Source organism: Synergistaceae bacterium DZ-S4, assembly GCA_025943965.1.
Taxonomy (GTDB): domain Bacteria; phylum Synergistota; class Synergistia; order Synergistales; family Synergistaceae; genus Caenicola; species Caenicola nitritireducens.
In genome coordinates this window covers 24,945-45,456 of the sequence record JAPCWD010000003.1, presented here as the reverse complement: position 1 = coordinate 45,456, position 20,512 = coordinate 24,945, and the positions used below count along the sequence as shown (strand labels likewise).

At 51.2% G+C, this 20,512-nt stretch carries 20 protein-coding genes; 15 read left to right on the top strand and 5 right to left on the bottom strand.

Going from position 1 to position 20,512, the window contains the following annotated elements:
* The first annotated feature begins 189 nt into the window (after positions 1 to 189).
* Together OLM33_02665 and OLM33_02660 are read left to right on the top strand one after the other, a co-directional pair.
* Positions 190 to 1,266, top strand: coding sequence for a response regulator (locus OLM33_02665; protein ID MCW1712575.1), 1,077 nt, complete (start codon positions 190 to 192; stop codon positions 1,264 to 1,266).
* Positions 1,267 to 1,279: 13 nt separating this feature from the next.
* A complete protein-coding gene (locus OLM33_02660) occupies positions 1,280 to 4,177 on the top strand; it encodes a transporter substrate-binding domain-containing protein (protein MCW1712574.1) in 2,898 nt (965 codons plus the stop codon).
* Between the two features lie 86 nt (positions 4,178 to 4,263).
* Here OLM33_02660 and OLM33_02655 read toward each other — a convergent pair whose 3' ends face one another.
* Together OLM33_02655 and OLM33_02650 are read right to left on the bottom strand one after the other, a co-directional pair.
* Positions 4,264 to 5,073 carry a family 1 encapsulin nanocompartment shell protein gene (locus tag OLM33_02655; GenBank protein ID MCW1712573.1) on the bottom strand — a complete coding sequence of 270 codons (810 nt, stop codon included), beginning with the start codon at positions 5,071 to 5,073 and terminating at the stop codon, positions 4,264 to 4,266.
* 33 nt (positions 5,074 to 5,106) lie between these two features.
* Complete coding sequence (locus tag OLM33_02650; GenBank protein ID MCW1712572.1) at positions 5,107 to 5,448, bottom strand: hypothetical protein; 342 nt, start codon at positions 5,446 to 5,448, stop codon at positions 5,107 to 5,109.
* 190 nt (positions 5,449 to 5,638) lie between these two features.
* Here OLM33_02650 and OLM33_02645 point away from each other — a divergent pair, with 190 nt between their 5' ends.
* Both OLM33_02645 and OLM33_02640 read left to right on the top strand, forming a co-directional pair.
* A complete protein-coding gene (locus tag OLM33_02645) occupies positions 5,639 to 6,430 on the top strand; it encodes a hypothetical protein (protein ID MCW1712571.1) in 792 nt (263 codons plus the stop codon).
* Positions 6,420 to 7,343, top strand: a complete 924-nt coding sequence (locus tag OLM33_02640; protein ID MCW1712570.1) for a dihydroorotate dehydrogenase — start codon at positions 6,420 to 6,422, stop codon at positions 7,341 to 7,343. The genes OLM33_02645 and OLM33_02640 overlap by 11 nt, the downstream gene beginning before the upstream one ends.
* A 16-nt stretch (positions 7,344 to 7,359) precedes the next feature.
* Here OLM33_02640 and OLM33_02635 read toward each other — a convergent pair whose 3' ends face one another.
* On the bottom strand, positions 7,360 to 7,992 hold the full coding sequence (locus OLM33_02635; GenBank protein MCW1712569.1) for a tRNA 2-thiocytidine(32) synthetase TtcA: 633 nt from the start codon (positions 7,990 to 7,992) through the stop codon (positions 7,360 to 7,362).
* Between the two features lie 172 nt (positions 7,993 to 8,164).
* Between OLM33_02635 and OLM33_02630 the strand changes: the two genes are divergently transcribed.
* The 3 genes from OLM33_02630 (at position 8,165) to OLM33_02620 (ending at position 10,585) form a co-directional block, all read left to right on the top strand.
* Entirely contained in the window at positions 8,165 to 8,845 is a 681-nt protein-coding gene (locus OLM33_02630) for a response regulator transcription factor (GenBank protein ID MCW1712568.1), read from the top strand.
* Between the two features lie 107 nt (positions 8,846 to 8,952).
* Positions 8,953 to 10,008, top strand: a complete 1,056-nt coding sequence (locus tag OLM33_02625; protein MCW1712567.1) for a flippase-like domain-containing protein — start codon at positions 8,953 to 8,955, stop codon at positions 10,006 to 10,008.
* Positions 9,995 to 10,585, top strand: a complete 591-nt coding sequence (locus tag OLM33_02620; GenBank protein ID MCW1712566.1) for an isoprenylcysteine carboxylmethyltransferase family protein — start codon at positions 9,995 to 9,997, stop codon at positions 10,583 to 10,585. Before OLM33_02625 ends, OLM33_02620 begins: the two co-directional genes overlap by 14 nt.
* Here OLM33_02620 and OLM33_02615 read toward each other — a convergent pair.
* Both OLM33_02615 and OLM33_02610 read right to left on the bottom strand, forming a co-directional pair.
* Entirely contained in the window at positions 10,572 to 11,429 is an 858-nt protein-coding gene (locus tag OLM33_02615) for an MBL fold metallo-hydrolase (GenBank protein MCW1712565.1), read from the bottom strand. The genes OLM33_02620 and OLM33_02615 overlap by 14 nt on opposite strands.
* 37 nt (positions 11,430 to 11,466) lie before the next feature.
* Positions 11,467 to 12,174 (bottom strand): M48 family metallopeptidase, encoded by a 708-nt coding sequence (locus OLM33_02610; GenBank protein ID MCW1712564.1) that lies wholly within the window; start codon positions 12,172 to 12,174, stop codon positions 11,467 to 11,469.
* A 129-nt stretch (positions 12,175 to 12,303) separates the two neighbouring features.
* Between OLM33_02610 and OLM33_02605 the strand changes: the two genes are divergently transcribed.
* From OLM33_02605 to OLM33_02570, 8 genes are all read left to right on the top strand, one after another.
* Entirely contained in the window at positions 12,304 to 14,151 is a 1,848-nt protein-coding gene (locus OLM33_02605) for a YgiQ family radical SAM protein (protein MCW1712563.1), read from the top strand.
* Between the two features lie 75 nt (positions 14,152 to 14,226).
* Positions 14,227 to 14,646, top strand: coding sequence for an OmpH family outer membrane protein (locus tag OLM33_02600; GenBank protein MCW1712562.1), 420 nt, complete (start codon positions 14,227 to 14,229; stop codon positions 14,644 to 14,646).
* 87 nt (positions 14,647 to 14,733) lie between these two features.
* Positions 14,734 to 15,333: a glycerol-3-phosphate 1-O-acyltransferase PlsY gene (plsY, locus tag OLM33_02595; protein ID MCW1712561.1), complete on the top strand. Its 600-nt coding sequence runs from the start codon at positions 14,734 to 14,736 to the stop codon at positions 15,331 to 15,333.
* Between the two features lie 186 nt (positions 15,334 to 15,519).
* On the top strand, positions 15,520 to 16,011 hold the full coding sequence (locus OLM33_02590; GenBank protein ID MCW1712560.1) for a CtsR family transcriptional regulator: 492 nt from the start codon (positions 15,520 to 15,522) through the stop codon (positions 16,009 to 16,011).
* Positions 16,012 to 16,021: 10 nt separating this feature from the next.
* Positions 16,022 to 16,513 (top strand): UvrB/UvrC motif-containing protein, encoded by a 492-nt coding sequence (locus OLM33_02585; GenBank protein ID MCW1712559.1) that lies wholly within the window; start codon positions 16,022 to 16,024, stop codon positions 16,511 to 16,513.
* 5 nt (positions 16,514 to 16,518) lie between these two features.
* Positions 16,519 to 18,990: an ATP-dependent Clp protease ATP-binding subunit gene (locus tag OLM33_02580; GenBank protein MCW1712558.1), complete on the top strand. Its 2,472-nt coding sequence runs from the start codon at positions 16,519 to 16,521 to the stop codon at positions 18,988 to 18,990.
* 124 nt (positions 18,991 to 19,114) lie between these two features.
* Positions 19,115 to 19,993: a peptidylprolyl isomerase gene (locus OLM33_02575; GenBank protein MCW1712557.1), complete on the top strand. Its 879-nt coding sequence runs from the start codon at positions 19,115 to 19,117 to the stop codon at positions 19,991 to 19,993.
* Positions 19,994 to 19,997: 4 nt separating this feature from the next.
* Positions 19,998 to 20,435 (top strand): hypothetical protein, encoded by a 438-nt coding sequence (locus OLM33_02570; GenBank protein MCW1712556.1) that lies wholly within the window; start codon positions 19,998 to 20,000, stop codon positions 20,433 to 20,435.
* Positions 20,436 to 20,512: the final 77 nt, after the last annotated feature.

Genomic DNA, 20,512 nt, shown 5'->3' with positions numbered 1-20,512 from the left:
AACACTTGCCCACGCTTGCCTATTGCTCGCCGCGGATGCTATCTCCGCCAGCTTTCAATGTTAAAAAACTTTGCTCCCAGTATAAAAAATAGTTTAACTTTACCTAAATATAGAGTAATATGTTTATCATTATAAAGCAGTAAAGCTCAGCCTTTTTTTAATTCTTTTGCAATGAAGGGGAGGCCTTGTATGAAGACCAGGATACTTGTAGTTGACGACTCTGCGGTCGACAGGATGATCATCAGCAATATGCTGCTTGATTTTGATGTATTGGAAGCCTCCAACGGTATCGAAGCCCTTAGCCTGATAGATGAAGACCCCGATATTGACCTTGTGATCCTTGATCTGTTCATGCCCGAAATGAATGGTTTTGAACTGCTTGTGCGGTTAAATTCTGATGACAAATACAGCAGGGTACGCGTTATCGTCCTGACTAACGCCGATGAGATCGAAAACGAGATCAAGGGGCTCAAAATGGGTGCTGTTGATTACATCAGAAAACCGGTGAACATGGAATCCCTGAGGGCAAGGATAGACATCCATGCCAAACTGAAGGAAGCACAAAAAGTGGTAGAGAAGCACAATCATCATCTGGATCAGCTGGTCGCGGAGAGGACAAAAGAGGCTGAAGCTGCTACGGACATAACTATCCGCGCCCTGGTCGGCCTGCTTGAGACCAGGGACATTGAATCCTTCCGGCATACAACAAGGACACAGATGATCATGAATACCCTCTGCGAGAGCTTAAGGTCAAACGACAAATACAAGGATATCCTCACAGGCGGCTATATATTTGAACTAATCAGAACGACCCCCCTTCACGACATAGGCAAGGTGGGGATACCGGACAATATTTTGTTGAAGCCGGGCAAACTGACGCCGGAAGAATTTGAGATCATGAAGAAGCATGTCAATTTTGGAACTGAAGCGTTGAAGAAAGAACAACACTGCAAGGAAGAAGATCTTCCCTATTTTGTTAAGATCGCACTTGAGATAATCGGTGCACACCATGAAAAATACGATGGCAGCGGCTACCCCCTCGGCATCTCGGGAGAGGATATTCCTCTGCCCGGCAGACTGATGGCGATAATAGATGTTTACGACGCTCTCATGACTAAGCGGGTATATAAAGAGGCATGGCCCTTCCCAAAGGTCGTGGAGTGCATCAGGGAGGAGAGAGGCAGGCATTTTGATCCCGATATCGTTGACGCTTTCATGGAAAGGCTGGAAGAGATACACGGAATATCAGTCAAATATGACGCGTAAAGAGGGTCAGTAAATGAAAAAGATTTTTTGGCTCTTAGTCCTTATTTTCATTGCGTGTTTTTCTTGTGGAGCCGCTGCGGCTTCTCCATTAAATCTGACTCCTGAAGAGATCAGTTTCATAAAGATACACCCGGAGGTCCGGCTGGGCGTTGACCCCAGATTTGTCCCCTTTGAATTTATTGACTCGGACGGCAAATACAAGGGGATAGCGGCAGACTACATAGGACTCATTTCACAAGCTGCCGGGATCAAAATGACAGTGGCCATGGGACTGACATGGACCGAGGCATATGACATGGCCCTTGATCGGAAGATAGATGTCCTTCCTGCAATAGGCAAGACTCCCGAAAGAGAAAAGCATTTTCTCTTCTCCGAACCGTATTATCACTTCAAAAGAGTCATCGTAATAAGGAATACGGAAAAAGGCATCAAAACCATAGAAGACCTGTACGGCAAGACTGTTGCTGTCCAGAAACACAGCTCACACCATACATATCTTTTGTCATACCCGAAAATAAACCTCAGCCTCTATGACTCTGTCGAAGCAGCACTGACTTCTGTCGCAAACGGAACTGAAACAGCATTTCTGGGCAACCTGGCAACGACACACTACCTGATCAATTCCACAGGGCTGACAAACCTGAAGTTCATTGCCTTTGAGTCAGATAAACAGCAGCCGCTATTCTTTGCGGTAAGGAAGGACTGGCCTGAGCTGGTCTCGATAATAAACAAGGGGCTTGCGACTATAACTCAGGAACAGAGGATCGCCATCAACGACAAATGGATCAACGTTGAAAGCGGTGTTGATTATGGTCCTATATTAAGAAAGCTCTTCTGGGCGTCATTCTTTGTCATTGCAATATGGGCGGTCTCACTCTTCTGGATACTGAGGCTGAAAAGGGAGATCGAAAAACGCAAAAAGATCCAGGCAGACCTTGAGATCGCAAAGCAGGAGGCGGAGTCAGCGAACAACGTGAAGTCAAGCTTCATGGCCAGGATGTCGCATGAGATAAGGACCCCGCTGAACGCCATTACCGGCATCGCATATCTGATGAAGAAATCCGAGACTTCCCTTACAAAAAAGATGTATATAGAAAAGATAATTCAGGCCTCCAACAACATGCTGAGCATAATCAACGACATACTGGACTATTCGAAGATCGAGGCAGGCAAAATGGAGATGGAGAACATCTCCTTCAACATGGACGATCTGCTGAAGAGCGTTGTGGACATAGTTTCGTACAAGATAGACGAGCGTGGGATAGGCTTTGAACTATCAAAGGATCCCAGGATCCCGACATGGTTTTACGGCGATCCCAAGCGTATTGAACAGATACTGATCAATCTAATCAATAATGCTGCGAAATTTACCGAAGAGGGAAAGGTATCATTCGAGATCAAGCTTACGGCCAGGGACAAAGATGATTGTCACCTTATGTTTTCCATTACGGATACAGGCATAGGAATGTCGGAAGAACAGATGAGCAACCTATTTACTCCCTTTTCACAGGCTGACGCGACTATCAACAGGCGCTTCGGAGGGACGGGGCTGGGTCTTTCGATCGTCAAAAACCTGGTCGAAAGCATGGACGGAGATATAAAGATATACAGCACGGAGGGAGTCGGTTCGACCTTCCTTGCGAATATCAGCCTCAAGGTCGACCGGGAGAAAGAGGAGCTGCACACCCGTGAGATGTCCGCCTTCTACTTCAGGAACATCAAGACTCTGGTGCTTGAGAAAACGGGTTCCAACATGAACATTATCGACAGTTACCTCCGCTCCCTCGGGATGCACTGCGAACTGACCACCTCGGAAGAGAGTGCCGGGATAATGCTTGAGACAGCGAATAAGCCCTACTCAAGCCCCTTTGACCTGTTTATCCTCGACTACGATACGCCAGAAAAAAAAGGGTTCAGCTTTGTGGAAACGCTGCGCCAGGGGAACAGGATAACGAAAATGCCGCGCATAATTATGCTGCTGCCGTCAATGAGGGAGGACCTCTTTAACGCCCTTGACGCAAACGGGATCGACCTGGGAATAGGAAAGCCCGTGATACCGTCGATACTCTTCAATGGTATCCTTGATATTTTCAAGGAAAGGGCTTTCGTGGCAAACAAGGTGGTCGGGGATGATACGGATACTGAGACAGAGGAAGAGAGATCGAAATGGACGGGAGAAAGTTCTCACACTGTACTCCTTGTGGAGGATAACACGACAAACCAGATGATAGCAAAGTCCCTGCTGGAAGATGCCGGATTTACCGTGATAATCGCTGACAACGGAAAAGAGGGAGTAGAGTCCTTCAAAGAGAACAAAGATAAGATAGACCTGATACTGATGGATCTCCACATGCCCGTAATGAACGGCTATGAAGCTGCATCAGCGATCAGGGAGATCTCAAAGGATATTCCGATAGTCGCAATGACAGCGGATGTTGTTATGGGAGTAAAGGAAGAGTGCATGAAGCACGGGATATACCAATATATAAGCAAGCCCTTCGACCCTGAAAAATTCTCTGATACGCTGAAGGAAATGATCGGCAAGGGTGCTGCGGCAGAGGCCGTCAGCCCTCCCGCACTTCTTGACAGGGAAAAGGCCCTCATCCTTTTAGGCAACAACGAAGAACTCTATAAGGCCGTCCTTAAGGAATACCTGAATGAAAACCTTGAAACTCACAAAAAGCTCCTGAGGGCGATCGATGAAAAGAGATATGAAGAGGCTGCGGAAATGCTGCACAAGCTGAAAAGCAGCACCGGAAGCATAGGCGCCACAGAGGTCTACAAGAGAGCAGTCACTCTCCAGAGGGCTCTCATGGATAAAAACGAGGAAATGATAGCAGGAGATAAGGATGAGTTTGTGGCAATGCTTAGAGAACTGCTTGAGCATTTAAATCGTGGGGAAGGCGGATAAACCATCCGCGGGAAGCTGCGGTACATAAAAAAGGTCAGTGGGAACGGAATCTCCCCACCGACCTTTTTTATGTTTTACAGTTATTGCTATTCGGCTATTTTGAAGGGTACTATCGACTCGGGGGCGATGACCCTGAAGGTGAAGGTCTCGGTGATGAAGAAGGTGACATCGGTGTTGGTGTGTGACTGGTAGCCGATGGAGAAGTCCTGGCCGATGATCAGTTCGCTGTTGCCTTCCTTCATCGATACGAGCATGCATGTATCGTACTGGGGGGAGAGGACTATGCGTCCGTCTTCGCCGAGAATGTCCTTGACCCTCTTGAAAAGGGGGTAGCCTTTGGCGGAGGTCTTGATCTTTGTCCATAGCGGGAGTGAGCAGACCAGTGCATAGGGGCCTGCCATCGAACGGCTGCCGAGGGTCGTTATCGCCTGAACTATTGAAGCAACTATGCATTCGTCCTCAAGCCTGAGTTCAACGGGTTCATTGTCGGCTTCAAGTTCCAGGCCGAGGATGCCTGCCTCTTCCAGTCCCTGGAATACTGCTGTGTCTTCAAAAAGAGCTGCCTTGCGGGCCGCTTCGATGACAGGGGTGAAATCTACAGTCTTTGAATTCCTGCTGATGTCGTCAAGGTCCCACATGGACATTGTGAAGGGGACTCTGATCTCGACCATCGGGAGGGATTCGCGGATGCCGTAGCTTACGTCTTCGACCGGTGTTTCCTCTACCAGAGACAGTGTGCCCTCTGATACCGCATCGATGTTCCAGCCGAGCGGGCCCTTTACGTCTACCGCTTTCCTTCCGGCAAGGACTCCCTTAAGGGCAAGTGCCGCCTGTTCGTCTATCTCTTCCCATGCAGCGGGTACAATTGGAGCCAGTGATCTTTTAAGAATGTCCATATATTGATCCTCCTTTATGTATTGATCGATGTATTAAAGTTTGCCTATGCCGAGATCGGAGAGACCGCCTGACGCCGCACCGGCTTCGCCGCCGTCCTCGTGTGCTCCGAGCGGGGCCGAGGTGAAGAGGTAGTCATTCAGTTCCTTGTCCCATTCATCCATGTTGCGGCGGATCCACTCTATAAGCATGGCCGCGTGTTCTTTCTCTTCGTCCCTGTTGTGGGCCATTATGCGTTTGAGTTCTTCGTTTGAAGCCGTTGCGACTCTCTGATTGTACCAGTCCACCGCTTCCAGCTCTTCGCGAAGGCTGGTTATAGCTTTTGAGATATCGAGTGTCTTGCTGTCCATCTTTTCGTAAGGTTCTGAATAAGCCATTCATATTACCCCTTTCACTTTTGAAATGTGTTCAATTATCTGTTGACTCATGCCAAACCAGATTATAACCTTAATGAACGAATGGCCGCAAGGCGGGATGGCGTATTGTTTTGCAGAATGTTAGAATTGACCGGGTAAAGTTTTTATTTGTCCAAAGATCAGCGACACTTATTTTTGCGGAGGAAGCCATATGCCTGATCATTCCTGTCATGCCAATAAGATAGATGATTTTAAATGTACCGTTGCATCATCCGAAGCGCTCTCGGAGAGGATCGGTTGGCTCACGGTCAGATGCCGCGAACTGGCGGAAAGGGTATTACCGGGAACGGGCGTGATGGTCTTTCCTTCGGAGAGCAATGATCCCCTCCTCGGAAGGCCTTTCGCTGTGGCGGATGTTGATGTCGTCAAGGGCGAACTCTCAGTCTGCTACATGGTCACAGGCCGTGGGACAGAGATGATGCTCAGGATGGATCCCGGCAGGGAAGTCAGGCTGAGAGGCCTGTTCGGCATCCCGCTCCCGACGGCGGGCGGTAAGGTGAATATCGCAGCGGGAGGCGTAGGGATAGCTACATTTATCCATTATGCAAAAAAACATCCTAAGATGGTCGCAGGGATCTATCTTGGGATACCGGGAAGAGGATATGAAAAATATGCGGCAAAGGTGTCTGAGCTATTGCCTGATGTCCGGATATTTACAGACGACGGTTCCTTCGGTGAGGGGGAGAGCATGTTCAGAGTCCTGCCGAAGAGGCTTGGGGAGGACGAAAGGGTATGGTCATGCGGACCTCCCGGATTCCTCAGGGCCCTGCGGAGTTATTACGCAGACGAACCGGATAAGCTCTTCTTTTCCCTGGACAAGAGAATGGCATGCGGCTACGGCGGATGTATGGGCTGTGTGGTGGAGACGGTGAACGGACTCAAGAGGCTTTGCGCAGACCAGTCACTCTTCAGGGCGGACGAGGTGACAGACGATGAGTGTTGACCTGCGGATGGATATAGGAAAGATGGTGCTTGATCACCCAGTTATCCCGGCATCGGGAGTCTGGCCGTATGAAGAGGATTTCTGGAGGGCGGAAAGGCTTGCAGGGATAGGCGCGGTCTGTACAAAGGCGATAAGCCTGAGACCCAGAAGCGGGAACAGGGGAATAAGGCTTTGGGAAACTCCGGCAGGAGTCCTCAACAGCATCGGGCTCCAGAACGTCGGCGCGAAGGGCTTTGTCGAGAAATATTCGGGACTGGCAGTGGACTGTCCCGTGCCTGTGATCGCCAATGTGGTGATGGAAAGTGCGGAAGAGACGGCTGAAACGTTAAGCATCCTTCAGGATACCGGTCTGATCGCGGCGGCTGAGCTGAACATCTCATGCCCCAATGTCGACGGAGACGGCATGGCATGGGGGATAGACCCCTCAAGCGCGGCGATCGCCGTCCGTGCGGCAAGGAAGGCCTGGAAAGGGGAGCTGTGGGTGAAAATGACTCCGCAGACACCCTGCCCTGAAGATGTCGCCCGTGCGATAGAGCGAGAGGGAGCGGATGCGATAGTTGCTGCCAACACCTGGCTTGGGATGGGAATGGACATGCAGAGCGGAAAGCCCGCCTTTGACCGTGTGGTCGCGGGACTTTCGGGACCGGCGGTCTTCCCTCTGGCGCTTCGCCTTGTCTGGCAGGTCTGCGGAGCGGTAAGCATACCGGTGATAGGCTGCGGGGGAGTGACGACCGCGTCAGACGCCGCAGCGATGATCCTGGCGGGCGCTTCCGCCCTAGAGGTCGGAACGGCCTTCTTCAGGGACCTCGATGCCGGGAAGGATATAAGCGGAGGACTTGAAAAGTATGTCAGCCGGTACTCATGTTCGAGGCTCGTGGATATAAAAGGGCTGGCAAGAAAACAAAAAGCGTAGCGGCAGGTTTATTGACTCACCATACATCCCTTTCCAGCACGTTTTTGAGTGCATGGATGACGTTGCTCTTTATCTCCGGCATCTCTTTTTCCATTTCCTTGAGAATATTTTTTGCTGACAGCCTTTTCGAGTCTTCACTGTAAGGACAGCAGGCGCTTGTCACGGGAAGTCCAAGCCTTGCCGCTTCGAGCGCTATCCTTCTCTCTTCGGTATAGGCAAGGGGCCTTATCACCCTGATCTCTGTCCTGCTCATGAACATGCTGGGCTGCCAGCACTTGAAGCGCCCTCCGTAGAAGAGGTTGAGCAGCACAGTCTCGACTGCGTCGTCTTTGTGGTGTCCTAGCGCGAGCACGTTCGCGCCGGCTTCCTTCGCCTGCCCGGCAAGTATTCCCCTTCGCAGGTTCGCGCAGAGGCTGCAGGGTGACCTTTCGTCCCTCTCTTCCATAATGCTGAAGGTGGGGTGGCTGAATATGGTCAGCGGGATCTCAAGCTCCCCCATGAACTCTTCCACCTTAGCAGTTTCCATCGTCCCCCCTGTCTGGTCGATCAGACTTGCGCTGAGGCCGAATTTTACCGGGCTCCTTCGCCGGAGGACCGCGAGTGCGAGGGAGAGGATCAGGCTGTCTTTTCCTCCGGACAGTCCGATCATTATTCTGTCTCCCGGGCCTATCATGCTATAATCACGAATGGCTTCACCGACAAAGCGCATGATTTTTTGCGATATGGGATATTTTTCTGTAAAATCTTCTTTCAGCGGAGATACCTCCCCGGATATATTGTAGGTGTGCAGTTTATCCTAACACAGACGGAGCAGATTTTTTATGAAAAAAATCAAATTGGTCCTTGCTGACGGCAACAGGCTTTTCGTGGAATCGCTGCAGCAGATCCTCGAAAAAGAGATGGACACAGCCGTTATTTCCGGTGCGAACAGCGGTGTCGATGCACTGCGGAGCTGTATTGAGATCCAGCCGGACATTGCTGTTGTAGGAGAGCTCCTCCCCGACCTTTCGATGGTCGAAGCCGCGAAGGAAATAAGGCGCAACGTAAGGAATATTAGATTCGTCTTTATGATGAGGGACGGAAGCGCGGATATGCTCTCTCTTCTGGCCAGCATGGATTCTGTCGGCGCTGTCAGCCAGAACTGCGACATTGCTGAGTTTCTGACGGCACTCCGAAGCGTCGCAAGGGGAGAACGTTATATAAGCGCCGGAGTCATTGAACATCTCAAATCCGCTTCTTCTGATGATGATTATAATGACGATGACCCGCTGAACGACATTACGCACAGGGAAAGAGAAGTGCTTTACTGGGTCTCGCACGGACTGAACAACAAAGAGATCTCGGAAAGGATGTACCTCTCGGAGAAGACCATCAAAAACCATGTCAGCAACATCCTGAGAAAACTTGATCTGGATGACCGTACCAAAGCGGCGGCCTTTGCGTGGGAGGAAGGACTGCCTCTTCTTCCTGAAGATTTTTTCACACAGCTTAAGATGAATTGAACGTTTCATCGTGCAGGACAAAGGAGTTCACTTGTGGTAGTATCCTTTAAACATTTTTGTTCTGCATTTCCCATCCCTCATCCGTTGTTCTTAAAGGAGGATGGACAGTGACAGTAAGGAAAAGTTTCTCGATCTTTATCTCTATAGTAGTTGTTTCGATAGTCGGCGTCCTGTTTTTCAGTATCGATTCAGCCACATTTGATGTGCTTGAAAATACAAATCCGCTCCTGCTCGCACTTGCAGTGGTTTTGGTAGTGTTGGGCTGGTGCCTTGATGCCTGCAAATTTATTTTTCTTGCCAGGGCGGCAGGAGAGTATCTGTCTTTCAGACAGACGATCCCTGTCGTATGGATCAATTATTTCGGAAGTGCGATAACGCCAATGCAGAGCGGCGGGGGTCCTTTCCAGATATATCTCCTTTACAAGAACGGCGTCTCCGTGGGTAAGTCAGTTGCGATCACACTTGTCAGGACGCTTCAGGTAATTTTCCTCCTTTGTCTGATAATCCCGTTTTCTATATTCTCAGAGGCGGATTTCATTGAGAAGCACGCAATGCTCAAATGGTTCGTCGGTTATGTGCTGGTATTTATTGTGGTCTCATCTTTCCTTCTAGGGGCAAGCATATTCAGGCCGCATTGGATCAAAAGATGGAGCAACGGCTTCCTTGTAAGGATGAAGCGCCTGGGGATCCTCAAACCCAAGCTCCTTCTGGGAGCCGCCCGCTGGACCAGCAGAGAGATAGACAACTACAGCATCAACATGAGGCTCTTCCAGTCGACCGGCAAATACTGGTTTATGCTTTCGGTGCTGACGGCAGCCGCCCATTTGTGGGTCTATCTTTCGATAATGCCCTGCCTGATCATGGCGGCCGGTTTCCATGTTGAGTACATGCAGTGCATGCTTGCCGAATCGCTTCTCCTTTTCCTTCTGTACTTTGTCCCGACACTTGGGGGCAGCGGAGCTGCGGAGGGCGGCGCAGCTGCCGTCTTCGGACTTTTCGTGCCGTGGAACCTTGCGGGAGTAATGGCTGTGGCATGGAGGCTCATCTCGGAGTATACAGGCATAGCTCTCGGTACCGCCGTGGCGATCAGGTCGCTTGGCTGGGGCGGAGCCGATAAGGTCATGAAGGAAGAGGCAGAGAGATTAGAAGATGCCGGTAAATAAGAAATTGAGCAATATTGCCTTCAAATGCAGAGGACTCTTCTGGGCCCTCTTTGCCGCTGCCGCGCTTTTTTTCCCCGGAAGCTTCGGACCGGCCCGCTATGCAGGAGGAATGCTGATAGTCGTCTCGGGACAGCTTCTAAGATACTGGGCGGCCGGCTATATCCCCAAATACAGGACGGAAAAGATAGGTGCGCCCATCCTCGTTACCTGGGGGCCTTACAGATGGGTAAGGAATCCGCTGTACGCCGGCAATTTCATAATGGGGCTTGGCTGGGCCCTTATGCTTGGCTGGATGTGGGTCGCGGCTTTTACTGCGGCCTTTCTGCTGCTTTACTGCCTTATCGTCATACCGGCCGAAGAGGAGTTCCTTGCTTCCAAATTTGGGCCGCAGTACCTTGCATACAGGGAAAGGGTGCCATCTCTCTTTCCTTATCCCAGAAAGGGTTTGCCTGACAGCTCGCCGCATTCCCAGCCTTTTGACCGTGAAAGGGCGTGGTCGGAGGAGATATATTCCATCCGCATGAACCTCCTGGTGACGGTCCTGATATCAGGCAGGCTCTACATCACTCTTCTATAGGCATAAAAGTATCGCACGACACTGCCCCTGCCGCTTCAGCATAAGCCTTCAGCGTGTCCAGGTCTATCACCATTCCGTCACGTCCGGCTATTACCCTGGTCTTCTCTGTTGATATCATTTTCGCATACTTCTCGGGACCTGCTTCGATCATGATCACCCCCATGTGAGTTATGAGGGCCACTTCCGGATGGAGCTTCTGCAGCAGTTCGCCCGCGTCTTCGGCAGACATGTGGTCGAGCCTGGGTTTTTTGTTCGGGAATGTGACATTCAGGGTCACCAGGGAACACTCGGAGTATCTTTCCGCGAGATGGTCGAGCGGTCTCGTATCGCTGATGACGCCCCATGTCCTTAGCCCCTTTTTGCGGAATATATAGCCGAAGCAGTCGACCCCGTGGTGTATATGGATAACAGGTTCGGCCGAGACTCCCATCCCGAGGCCGATCCTTTTCCCGTCTTCAGCTATTACGACGCCGCCTACCTTCTGCACGATGTATTTGAGGAGAACGGGGTTAGGTCCCCCTGCAGAATCATCGGGAAGTATCACCAGTCCCTGCTTTTCAAAGCCCCCTCCCGTCATCGCTTCTGCGGCCACGTTCAAGTCAGTGCTGTGGTCCAGGTGCCTGTGGGTGAGCATTATCGCCCTGAGCTCATGCGGATCGAGCGGAGGCACCGCACTGCACATATGGTAGAGAGACCCCGGTCCCGGATCTATGACTCCGTTGAGCCCTCCGTATGTGAACCATATCCCTCCGGTCTTTCTGAGCTGTTTGAGCATGGTGAACCTTGCGCCCCCCGTTCCAAGCAGGCGCAGGAAATTATCAGGATAGCAAAAAGGTCCTTTCATTCAGCGATGCATCTCCCGGTCATGTTGTTTTTTCCCCTTACCACCATTTGTACAGATATTCCTGATCTCTAAGTTTTTTTCTTCTCTCTTTGCAGTCTGACATATGCACCGACAGTTCTTCCCAGAATGAGGCCGAATGGTCCATATGCCTCAGATGGCACAGTTCATGCGCAGTGACGTATTCAAGGAGATCGGAAGGAACAAGCGCCAGCCTTGTTGAGAAAGTCAGGTTCCCCTTTGCTGAACAGCTTCCCCAGACAGACCTGACAGTCTTTATGTTTACCACTGCAGGGTTGACCTTTATCCTTCTGGTCCATTCGGGAAGGATTTTGCGGATCTCGTCATAAAGAGCCCTTTTGTACCATGCTTCAAATGTTTTTCTCTCATTTCCCGACGTGCTTTCAGAGATGAAAAAGATACCTTCCCGAAAAGAGAGGGATGCCTCCTTTTCCGGGTGAACGCGTTTCAGAGGATATTCTACCCCTTTGTAGTAAAATTTTTCACCATCTTCATACTTATGAGGAAGAGCGGTCCGTTTTGCGGCGGAAATTAAGCTGCTCATCAGGCGGCCGAACTGCGGCATTATGGTACGGACGATGTCAGCCTGAGGGAGCTTTGCCGGGGCGGCAATAAAAAAAGTTCCTGCTTCAGCGTCGAATCCCATGGATATCCTCCTGCGCCTTATGCTGCGCCTGACTTCGAAGTCCGTTGAATTTATGCTGAGACCCTCCACCATATCGTTCATCTCCCGCAGTCCTAAGTGTATACTATAGCAGGAACGCGCCAAAAGGGGCACTATTACTGAGGCGGACAGTGCCAAAGAGGATCAGAATTGTCAGCGGGACCGCAAGCTGCAACGTGTGGAGAGATGAGATTGGAAAAAGATAAACCGAAAGTAAAAGAGGCCAGGGACAGTTTTTTGCCTGTGAACAGGGAGGACATGGAAAGACGGGGCTGGGACAGCCTTGATTTTCTTGTCGTATCGGGTGATGCATACGTTGACCACCCAAGCTTCGGCCACGCGATCATCTCAAGATGGCTCGAAAGGATGGGGTTCAGGGTAGGCATAGCTGCCCAGCCTGACTGGAGAAGCACCGAAGATTTCAGCAAAATGGGGCGTCCCCGACTGGGCGTCATGGTCACCGCGGGCAATCTTGATTCGATGCTGAACCATTACACAGCTTCGGGCAAGAAGAGAAAAACCGACCCTTACTCTCCCGGAGGAAGGGGCGGCATGCGTCCTGACAGGGCAACGATAGTTTACTGCAACAGGATAAGGGAACAATGGAAGGATATCCCCCTGGTGATCGGTGGGATCGAAGCCAGCCTTCGCAGGATGGCCCACTATGACTGCTGGGCCGACGACGTGAGGAGATCGATACTGACCGACAGCAGGGCAGACCTGCTGGTCTTCGGAATGGGAGAAATTCCCGTCACGGAGATAGCAAGACATCTTTCCGAGGGGCGCGACCCGGGCGAGATAAAAGATGTTCCCGGGACATGCTGGAAGACACACGATCCGTCAAATGCCGCTGATGCCCTGGTACTTCCCTCATATGAAGAAGTAAGGGCCGATAAGAAAGTTTTCGCGAAGGCTTTCAAGACGTTCTATATCGAGCAGAACCACGCAAGGGGAAGCAGGCTGATACAGGATCAGGGAGCATGGCATGTTGTCCAGAACAGGCCTGCGAGGCCTATGACCGAGAAAGAGATGGATAAGGTCTACAGCCTTCCCTATGCAAGAGCTGCCCATCCCTCCTATGATGAAGCAGGCGGTGTGCCGGCGCTTGAGGAAGTCCGTTTCAGCATCACAAGCCACAGGGGGTGCTTCGGAGAATGCTCTTTCTGTGCGATAGCGATGCACCAGGGGAGGATCATACAGACCAGGAGCGATAATTCGGTGATCGAAGAGGCCCGGTCATTTAAAAAGATGAAGGATTTCAAAGGTTATATCCATGATGTCGGCGGACCTACAGCCAACTTTGTCATCCCCTCATGCCCCGATCAGGAAAAGAAGGGTACATGTGCGGGCAAGTCATGTCTTTATCCCGGACCGTGCAAAAGACTCAGGGCGGACCATTCCCGTTATATCGGCCTTCTGAGGAAGATGAGGGAGATCCCAGGAATAAAAAAGGTCTTCATCCGCTCAGGCCTCAGGTACGACTATATCCTCGAGGACAGCACCACGGATTTTCTTGATGAGCTTTGCAGATACCACATCAGCGGACAGCTCAAGATAGCGCCGGAGCATGTGAGCCCATCTGTGCTGAGGGCTATGAAGAAAGTCCCCCGCAATGTGACGGTAAAGTTCATTGACGCATACAGGCAGAAAAACAGGGAACTTGGCATGAAGCAGTTTCTGGTACCTTACTTCATGTCTTCCCATCCCGGATCCGGGCTGAATGAAGCTGTGGAGCTGGCGGAGTATATCCGTGACAGCGGAATGCGGCCCGAGCAGGTCCAGGATTTCACACCCACCCCGGGCTCGGTTTCGACATGCATGTACTGGACGGGTACAGATCCCCTGACCGGTGAAGATGTCTATGTTCCGAAAGATCATGAGGAACGGAAGATGCAGAGGGCTCTGCTGCAGTACTGGGTGGCTGAAAATGCGGAGACCGTCAGAAAGGCCCTGCTGAAAGCGGGACGTCCGGATCTTATCGGAAGCGGCCAAAAATGTCTTGTCAGGGAACGTGCTGCCGTCCGGAGAATGGTAAAATAAGCTATGGACAATACCTGCATCAGGATATAAAATTCTCCCTGTGTTCAGACAGGAAATTACAGGAGGTTTCACCGAATGAAAAAATTGACAGTGCTATTGGTTGCAGTCCTTGCCATATTCTCCGTATACACCGCCGCTTCAGCAGCAGAGGAGAAGGTGGGGTTCGTTGATGAGATGGCAGTCCTTCAGCAGTTCCCTAAATTCAAGCAGGCTCAGCAGCAGATCGACGCAATAGGAAAGAAAAAGTCTGAAGCGGCGAAGGCTGCATTCGACAAGGAAACGGACGAAAAGAAAAAGGCCAACATCGTACAGTCTCTCCAGCTCGAAATGAGGGAAGAAGAAGCCAAGCTGATGAACCCGATCCTCAAGGAGATCAACGAGACCATAGCGAAGGTCGCAAAGACAAAGGGGATCACAATAGTGCTCAACAAGGGCCTTGTTTACTACGGCGGCATCGATATCACAAACGATGTGGTGACTGCCCTCAAGAGATAGCTCTCTGAAAATGTCGGGCGCCGTTCCGTTTATTCGGGATGGCGCTTTTTTAGTCTCTTTGAACAGGCTTTGACGGGAGGTGATCGGATGCCGGTATTCTGGCTTATTTTCGGATATCTTGCAGGTTCGTGCCCTACGGGCTACCTTGCGGTAAAAATGCTTAAGGGGCAGGACATCCGCGACCTGGGGTCAGGAAACATCGGGGCTACCAACACAGGCAGGGTGCTGGGGAAGAAGTGGGCCATAGCTGTTGCGGTCTTTGACATGCTCAAGGGCGGCTTGGCTGTATTGCTGGCTTCGTTCTTTACAGATAATGATACCATACTCGCGCTGACTGGCGTCTGCTCCGTGCTTGGCCATAACTATCCTGTGTGGCTTGGCTGGAGGGGCGGCAAAGGCGTAGCAACAACATTCGGCGTTTTGGCTTTTTATGATTTCTTTGATCCTCTGCCTGCCCTGATCGGAGGAGCTGTATGGTATGCCGTGATGAAGACGACAAGATATGTCTGCGTAGCCTCCATTGCTGCTCTCTTCACTTCCGCCCTTCTCATGCCTCTGTTCGGGATGCCGCGTCCATTTTATTTGGCGGGACTCTTTCTTGCTGCCCTTTCAGCCTGGCGGCACAAGAGCAATATACAGAGACTGATCGAAGGCAAAGAAGACAGGGTCGGAGAAAGCATAAAATAGAGTTTCACTGTCCAAACACCGGAGCAGGTTTCCTTTGATCCCCTTCAGCCCGCCTCAGTCGGGCTTTTTTTATGATCCCCCTACATCATCGCCCCTGCGCAAAATGCCTCTTTTGTTCCATTATTCTTGACTTATACTGACCAAAATTATATAATCACTGCAGTTCAAAGAAATGGAGTGACTCGAATGTCCCTGCCGTCATCAAGCCTTACAAAGATCATCGAGGAATACATCGCTCAGCTTCTGGATGAAAACGAAGAAGGCGAGGTATCTCTCAGGAGAAAGGATCTGGCCGAAAGGTTCGGGTGTGTTCCCAGTCAGATCAATTATGTGCTGAGAAGCCGGTTCGCCCCTGAGAACGGGTTTCTTGTGGAAAGCCAGAGAGGCGGACATGGTTATATTAAAGTTATCCAGCTGACATTCAACAACTGTGATGAAGAGGTGGTGCATCTCGCTGACCTTGTCGGGAATGCGATCACAGAACAGGAATCAAGAAAGCTCCTGGTAAATCTGCAGAACAGAGACGTCATATCCCCAAGGGAACGCCTTATCATCGAGGTAGCGCTGAGAAGTCAGGAGGAAAACGGAAGGTCGCTCTTCGATGTCTCGCCTTACAGACGGGATCTCATGAGAGCCGAGCTGCTGAAAAAAATACTTACGAGCCTTGCGCTCGGATGAGGTGATCCAAATGCTGTGCGAACGCTGCGGTGTAAATAAAGCCGAGATACATCTTATGAGGATCGTAAACGGAAGACGTGTGGTGGACTGTCTTTGCAGAGAGTGCGCCAAAGAGGTCATACCGTTTGACGAGGCCACAAAGATGATGAAAATGACATTCTCGCTTGAAGGGATCCTGGATCTTCAGGAAGCTTTGAAAGATCTGATATTCCCTGCGATCGCCGGAGGCAGCTCCGACGATGAGACGGAACTTGCCTGCCCTCACTGCGGGGGACCCATTTCAATGTCAATGTTTGCCCGCAAAGATAATAAATGTGCAGAAAAGGTCCCGCGTGCCGAAAACGCTTCGGCCGTTGCCCCTGCTGTGCAAAGAGACAGGCTGTCCGTTCTGAAGGATGAGATGTGCGCTGCGGTCAGGGTCGAGAACTACGAACTCGCCGCACAGATCAGAGATCAGATAAAAGATATGGAAGACAAGACAGAAAAAGAAAAGGATGCGTGACCCGGATGTGGCAGAATTTTACTGAAAGGGGCAAGAGAGTATTCCAGCTTGCCCATAGTGAGGCTTTGCGCCTTGGACACGAGGTGGTCGGAACAGAGCATATACTTCTGGGACTTCTTGATGATGCTGACGGTATAGTGACACAGATCCTTTCAAACTACGGCCTGCATCCCGAAGTGCTGAAAGCTGAAATAGAGAGCCTGATAGGGACCGGCAGGCCGAGAAGTCAGCCTGTTGACCTTCCGTCAAGCCCGAGAGCGAAGCTTGTGATCGATCTTTCCATGAGGGAAGCCAGGAAGATGAGCGTCAATTACATAGGGACCGAACATATCCTTCTGGGCATCCTTGCGGAAGGAGAGGGGATGGCTGCACAGCTTCTGGCATCCCACGGCATGGATCTGCCCAGGACCCGGATGATGATCAGGAACATATTAAGCGGAAACCAGTCAGACCCCGACCTTGACCCTCTGAAGACCGACGATGCGCCTCAAAGGGCTGAAGGCCGGACGCAGAGCAGGACTCCCACCCTTGACCAGATAGGGATAGACCTCACCGGGATGGCCAGGAACAGGGAACTTGACCCGGTCATAGGAAGGGACAAAGAGATACAGAGAGTTGTCCAGATACTTTCGCGCCGGACAAAGAACAACCCTGTGCTGATAGGCGAGCCCGGAGTGGGAAAGACCGCCATAGCGGAGGGGCTTGCCCAGAGGATAGTCTCGGGGGAGATCCCGGAGATATTGAAAGACAAACGGGTAATGCAGCTCAACGTAGCAAATCTTGTTGCCGGTACAAAGTACAGGGGCGAATTTGAAGAGCGCATGCGCAAGATCGTAAAAGAGGTAAGGGAAGCCAAAAAGGTCATTCTCTTCATTGACGAGATACATACCCTTGTCGGAGCCGGAGGGGCCGAAGGAGCTGTTGACGCGGCGAACATAATCAAGCCGAGCCTTTCAAGGGGAGAATTCCAGGTGATAGGCGCGACTACGATAACCGAGTACAGAAAGTACATAGAAAAGGACGCAGCCCTTGAAAGACGTTTTCAGCCCGTTCAGGTGGAAGAACCGTCGGAAGAGGACACGGTAAGGATATTGAAAGGGCTGAGGGACAACTACGAGGCACATCACAGAGTCAAGATAACGGATGATGCGCTCGAAGCCGCCGCAAAGCTTTCTCAGAGGTATATAACAGACAGGTTCCTGCCTGACAAGGCTATAGACCTCATCGACGAAGCATCCGCAAGGGCGAGGATACTGACGCTCGAAGTCCCCGATGACCTCAAGGCGCTGGAGAGGAGCGTAGGGGATATCCGCAGGGAAAAAGAGGCGGCTGTCGGTTCTCAGGAGTTTGAAAAGGCGGCTGATCTCAGGGACCAGGAAAAGGAACTGATCGCACGCATAGCGGAATGGCGGAAGAGCTGGACCGAGTCCCGGAACCAGTTCACCCCTGACGTTAAGGCTGAGGACATCGCGAAGATCGTCTCTGAATGGACCGGCATCCCTGTAACCCAGCTCACCGAAGAGGAGAGCCGCAGGCTTCTCAGGATGGAAGATGAGATAAAGCAGAGGCTGGTAGGTCAGGACGAGGCGATCCACGCGGTAGCCCGTGCTATCAGAAGGTCACGGAGCGGCATGAAAGACCCCAAACGGCCCGTGGGGAGCTTTATGTTCCTTGGTCCGACAGGAGTAGGAAAGACTGAGATGGCCAGGTCTCTCGCCGAGTTCATGTTCGGAAGCGAGGATGCGATGATAAGGCTTGACATGAGTGAATTTATGGAGAGGCACGAAGCTGCCAAGCTTATCGGAGCGCCCCCCGGATACATAGGTTACGAGGAAGGCGGCAAACTTACTGAGGCGATAAGACGCCGTCCCTACTCCGTCGTCCTTTTCGACGAGATCGAAAAGGCTCACCCCGATGTATTCAACATGCTTCTCCAGCTCCTTGAAGACGGAAGGCTGACCGACGGACAGGGACACCTGACTGATTTCAGGAACGCTGTGATCATCATGACGAGCAATATCGGAATAAGCGAGGCAATGAAGGGGAGAAGCATGGGATTCGCAGAGACCGAAGGCTCTGCCGGGGGCATGGATACAGCCAGGATGAAATCAACAGTTCTGGAAGCTGCGAAGAGTGCCTTCAGGCCCGAGTTCATGAACAGGGTGGATGAGATCATAGTGTTTGATCTGCTGGGCAGGGAAGAGCTCCTGAAAATAGTGGACATAATGCTCGACGAGGTGAAATCAAGGACCTCTGAGTGCGGCATAACTCTGGAAGCGGACGAAGACGCCAAAAAACTGCTGCTGGAGAAGGGGTATGACCCGCAGTACGGAGCCAGGCCGCTTCGCAGGGCTATCCAGAAAATGGTGGAGGACTCACTTTCCAACCTGATGCTGGAAGGGACTGTAAGAGCAGGAGAAAAAGTTTCTGTCTCTGTCACTGACGGTGAGCTGAAATTTGAGACGGAAAAAAAGTGACCTGAGAAGATAAAAAAGCCCGGGAGGATGATATGTAATTTTATCCTCTCGGGTTTTTGTTTTTTGTGATAGCATTTGTTCTGTTTTTAAAATATCAGGGAAGATCGCAGGAGGGGTTTTTGTTATGTCTTTCAAGAAAGTCACAAAGTTGATCGCACTCTTTTCATTTGTTGTCTTAGTTGCCGCTTCGGCTGCCATGGCTGCCGACAAACCGGTACTTACAGTCGGAACGTCGACTCTCGACGAAAAAGAAGTACTGAATCTCATGGCCACGACGACAGGAGGCAACCAGATGATGGTGGGCCTCATGCTTGCGCAGTCGACACTTCCGGAGAGAGTGGACCTGGTCAACCAGATGGCTCACGCACTCCTCTTCGCGGAGGCGGCCAGGAGTAAGGGACTTGAAGCACGCCCCGACATCGCATTCCAGATCAAATGGCAGACGATGCAGATACTGATGCAGGGATACTTTGAACAGAACGCATCAAAATGGGACATGAGCGAAAAGGCCGTCAGGAATTACTATGACACACATAAAGAGGAGTTCTATCAGAAACCGGGTGCGCATACAAGGCACATCCTGTCACAGACAGAGGGAGACGCCCTGAATGCGGCACTGGAAGTCTACAAGACCAAGGATTTTGCAAAAGTGGCCTCGGAATACAGCCGTGACCCCAACAGCGCAAAGAACGGCGGAGACCTCGGCTGGGTAGAAAAGGGCATGATGGTCGCACCTGTGGAAGCCGCGATCGAAGGAGCATCGGTCGGTTCACTCGTCGGACCTGTCAAGAGCGACTACGGATGGCACATCATTGAGGTAACGGAACGCCGCCCGGGAAAACAGCTATCCTTTGAGGAATCGGCCGAAAGAGCTGTCCAGGGACTTCAGAAGCAGTATCTTGAAAATGAGCTTAAGGAGCTTCAGGCAAAGTTCAGTGTCAACATAGACGAAGAGGCACTAAAAAACCTCGGAGGAGTACCGGCTCCCGCAGCCGCCAAGTAGATCCATGCCCAAAACCTTACAGGGCGTTCCGGGAACAAAGCTTCCTCTGTGGATGAAGCTGGTCTCTACAGGGGCAGGTATCCTTTTTACAGGGATGGGAATGAGCAGCTTCATCTCCGGAGGTTCGATGAAGACCGTATTCATCCCCATCTTTGTAGGCGCCGTGATGATATATGTATCAGGCTACGAACGCAGGATGTACATAGACGAGAACGGTGTCACGAAAGAAACTTCATTCTGGGGGCAGAGGAAGCTTCAGAGGGCCTCATGGGATGAAATAAGCGATGCGCGCATCATCCTTAATAAGGGAAAAAAGATCTACGCCATTTTCCACGGTGATCAGCCGCTCTGGCCCTTCACCTTCCTGCCCGAGCAGGAAGAGGAACTGATCGAAACGGTATCCGAATACCTGGATAAGGAGTACATCTCAATAGAGAGATAGGCGATCAAAACGGGGGAGTCCTGATAATTGGATCCCCCCTATGTCTCTGAATTCACCTTGGATCGCTTTACTTAATT